Origin of the sequence: Tahibacter caeni (assembly GCF_024609805.1) — a bacterium.
GTDB classification, from domain to species: Bacteria; Pseudomonadota; Gammaproteobacteria; order Xanthomonadales; family Rhodanobacteraceae; genus Tahibacter; species Tahibacter caeni.
On the sequence record NZ_JANFVR010000429.1, the window covers coordinates 1 to 3,369 of the forward strand.

General features: G+C 72.8%; 2 protein-coding genes. Both read right to left on the reverse strand.

Annotation, left to right across the window (positions count from 1 at the left end; translation table 11 throughout):
* The coding region (locus NON22_RS22030; RefSeq protein ID WP_257389148.1) for a serine/threonine-protein kinase at positions 1-2,642 on the reverse strand (2,642 nt) is incomplete at its 3' end.
* The gene (locus NON22_RS22035; protein ID WP_257389149.1) at positions 2,639-3,199 is read right to left on the reverse strand and encodes an ECF-type sigma factor; all 561 of its coding nucleotides are present in this window, start codon (positions 3,197-3,199) and stop codon (positions 2,639-2,641) included. The genes NON22_RS22035 and NON22_RS22030, both read right to left, overlap by 4 nt.
* Positions 3,200-3,369 lie beyond the last annotated feature (170 nt).

The window sequence follows — 3,369 nt, forward strand, 5'->3', positions numbered from 1 at the left end:
GCCGCCGGTGCCGCGGCCCGCTGCGCCAGATCGGCCCGCAGCCGTTGCAGGCGCCGGCGCTGCTCGTCGAAATCGGCCGGCGCGCGGCGCAGGATCGGCTCGCTTTCGTCGAGCGACGCAGCCGCCGCGGGCAGGTCGCCGCGCAGCAGCGCGACCTGCGCGAGCCCGAGCAGGCTGTGGCCGACTTCCGGATGATCGGCGCGCAGCTGGCTGCGCTGGCTTGCGAGCGCGGCACGGTAGAGCGGTTCCGCCGCGTCGGGCTGCCCGCGCGCGACGAGCACGTCGGCGAGATAGCTGCGGGCCGCGGCGATGCGCGCGTGATCCGGCGCGAGATGCCGCTCGACGATACGCAGGCTGTCGCGCAGCGCCTGTTCGGCGGGCTCGAGGCGGCCCTGCGCCAGTAGCACGGTGCCGAGCCGCGCGAGGGTCTGCGCGGTTTCGGCGTGGTCGGCGGCGTACAGCTGCCGGTCGATCGCCTGCGATTCGCGCAGCGCGGCCTCGGCTTCGTCGAGCTTGCCGCGCTGCTGCAGCGCATAGGCCAGTTCGTAGAGGGTGATGGAGACGTCGGCGTTGCGCTCGCCGAGCAGGCGGCGCCGCACGGCCAGCGCGCGGCGCAGCAGGGATTCGGCTTCGTCGTTGCGGCCGAGCGACACCAGGGTGCGTCCCAGATGCGTCATCACGTTGGCGGTGGACAGGTGCGTTTCGCCGAGCGTGCGCAAGCGTTGCGCGAACACTTCGCGGAACGCCGCCTCGGCCGCGGCGTAATCGCCGAGCGTGCGCCGCAGCAGACCGATGTTGACCAGGGTGGACAGCACCGGCGGCGCCGCGTCGCCGAGCGCGCGGCGGCGCAGGGTCAGCGATTCCTCGTACAGCGGCAGGGCCTCGGCGTTGCGGCCGGCGTCGTACAAGGTCAGCGCCAGGTTGTTGAGCGAGCGGCCGATCAGCACCGGATCGGACGGCGCCATTTCGCGGCGCAGGCTCAGCGCTTCCCGATGCAGCTGCTCGGCCTGTTCGTACTCGGCGTTCGAGCGCCGCAGTTCGCCGAGCGTATCGATGCTGTCGGCCAGCTCGGCCGGCTCCGGCGGCTGCCGCGCGCGGCGCAGCGCGACCGCGCGCTCGGCCAGCGCGATGCCCTTGCGGAATTCGCCGAGCTGGCGATACGCGTTGGCCATCAGCACGAGCAGCCGCGCCTGCACGGGCGGGTCGTCCTTCAACTGGTCGCCGACGTCCCGGGCGCCGCGGTCGAGCACGTCGCGCAAGGTCGGCGCCGCGCCTTCGGCCGGATTCGGATTGGCGCCCTCGAACAGGCGGCCGAGAAACTGGGCGACGCGCTCGGCGGCCTTGCGCTGGTATTCGGCGCGGTCCTGCGCCGCGGCGCTGCGATCGCGTTCGTCGCGCAGCCGCACGGCCAGCACCGCCAGCGATACCGCCGCGCCGACGATGAGGGCGAGCGCCGCGGCCGCGAGCGCCACGCCGGCGCGATGGCGGCGCAGGAACTTGCGCGTGCGATAGCGCAGGGTGTCCGGCCGGGCCTTCAGAGGCTGGTTGCTCAGGTAGCGCTCGATGTCGTCGCCGAGCTGCTGCGCCGTCGCATAGCGCCGCTCCGGTTCCGCGGCGAGCGCCGCGAGCACGAGCGTGTCCAGGTCGCCGCGCAGCCGTCGCGACCAGGACTGCTGCTGCGCCGGCATGTTCCAGGGCGGCACATCCGGCGGGCGTTGCAGGACGGCGGTGCTCGGCCGCCGCGGAGGCAGCGAGGGATCGGTTCCGCTGCGGGGCCGCTCGCCGACGAGTAGCTGGTACAGGATCACGCCGAGCGAATACACGTCGCTGGCCGTCGTGACCGGTTCGCCGCGGATCTGTTCCGGGCTCGCGTACTCGGGGGTCAGCAGGCGCGTCTCTGGCGCGTCGTCGCGGCGCGGCGCGCCGTCGAACGGCAGCAGCAGCTTCGCGATGCCGAAGTCCAGCAATTTTGGCCGGCCGTCGGCGGCGACGAGGATGTTGCCGGGCTTGAGGTCGCGATGGACGACGAGGTTCTGGTGCGCGTGCTGCACGGCCTGGCAGACCGCCAGCAGCAGGCGCAGGCGCCCGGGAATGTCCAATGCGCGCGTTTGTGCGAACTGCGTGATCGGCTCGCCTTCCACGTATTCCATGACGAGGTAGGGCGTGCCGTCGGCGGCGACGCCGCCGTCGAGCAGGGTGGCGATGGCCGGATGCTTGAGGTCGGAGAGGATCTGCCGCTCCAGCGCGAAGCGGGTCTCGAACGCGCTGCCGCGCAGCCACGGACTCAGCATCTTCAGCGCCGCGTGAGCACGATAGACACCGTCCGTCCGTTCGGCCAGGTAGACGGTGCCCATGCCGCCGCTGCCGAGCTCGCGGATCAGGCGCCAGACGCCGAAGGTCGCGCCGGGCGGCAGCGCCGCGTCGTCGCTCGCCATCTGCCGGCCGGCCTTGTCCAGGAGATCGGTGGCCGGTCCGGGACCGTCGTGCGGGCCGGCGTCGAGCAGGCCGGCCAGTTCGGCACGCAACGCGGCGTCGCCGGCGCATTCGGCATCCAGATAGGTGCTGCGCCGTTCCGGCGGTAGCGCGAGCGCCGCGTGGAACAGCGTTTCGAGGCGCCGGAAGCGGACTTCGTCCAGGCTCACGCCAGCAGGGCCTGGCGCAGCCAGGCCTTGGCGAAACGCAGGTCGCGGTCGATGGTCGCTTCGGACACGTCCAGTACCTGCGACATTTCGAGATAGGACAGTCCGCCGAAGTAATGCAGCTCCAGCACGTCGCGCTTGCGCGGATCGACGGCGGAGAGCTGGGTCAGCAACTGGTCGAACGCGAGGACGTCGGGCGGCGACTGGCCGTCCTCGACGTCGTCGGCCTGCAGGGTGACCGCGGCTTCGCCGCCGCCGCGCTTGTCGCGCTGCTTGCGGCGGGCATGATCGACGAGCACGTGGCGCATCTGGCGCGCGGCGATCGCGAAGAAGTGCGCGCGATCCTGCCAGTCGACGGCCGGACCGATCAGGCGCAGGCAGGCTTCGTGGACGAGTTCCGTGGCGTCGAGCGTGACGGGCCCTTCGCGACGCAGGTGCCGCTGCGCGAGCAGGCGCAAGTCGCCGTAGACCAGCGGCGCGAGCCGGTCGAGCGCGCGCACGTCGCCGTTGCGCCACTCGCTCAGCAGCTTCGTGATCGGGGGCTGTTCGGGTGCGTTCATCCGGAAGGGGTCGACGGCGCGCGCGTCCGAGGATAGCAGGTGGGCAGCGGGCCCGGCGCGGCGCGGGCGAGGCGGCGAGCAGCGCGGCGGTAATGCCGCCCGTGCCGGTTATGCCCCGGCACGGGCGCGGCGGATGCCGCGTCGCCGGGCTGCAGCACGTTTCGGCGCGG

Bases quoted from the DNA above. Each gene is read 5' to 3' on its own strand.
- NON22_RS22035 (WP_257389149.1), bottom strand. From the start codon at position 3,199: ATGAACGCACCCGAACAGCCCCCGATCACGAAGCTGCTGAGCGAGTGG.